Source organism: Streptomyces sp. JW3 (assembly GCF_052216785.1).
Classification (GTDB): domain Bacteria; phylum Actinomycetota; class Actinomycetes; order Streptomycetales; family Streptomycetaceae; genus Streptomyces.
This window is the reverse complement of record NZ_JBQOUX010000323.1, coordinates 1-246: the sequence shown is the minus strand read 5'-3', so window position 1 is coordinate 246 and position 246 is coordinate 1. Positions and strand designations below refer to the sequence as shown.

1 protein-coding gene is annotated in these 246 nt (G+C 75.2%); it reads left to right on the top strand.

The window, feature by feature from the left end; genetic code table 11:
- A partial coding sequence (locus tag ACTT8P_RS38675; protein ID WP_442836465.1) for an alpha-ketoglutarate-dependent dioxygenase AlkB occupies window positions 1-246 on the top strand: 246 nt, incomplete at both ends.

The window sequence follows — 246 nt, the reverse complement described above, 5'->3', positions numbered from 1 at the left end:
CCTACGGGGTCACCAGCCCCTCGGCGCGGACGTACGCGCCCGACGCCGCCATCGTGAACCTGTACGCGCCGGGCGCCAGCCTCGGCATCCACCAGGACGGCGAGGAGCCGTCGGCGGCGCCGGTGGTCACGATCAGCCTGGGGGACACGTGCCGCTTCCGGTTCGCCGGGGTCGACCGCCGCACCGGGCCGTTCACCGACGTGGAGCTGGCCAGCGGCGACCTGCTGGTCTTCGGCGGTCCGAGCC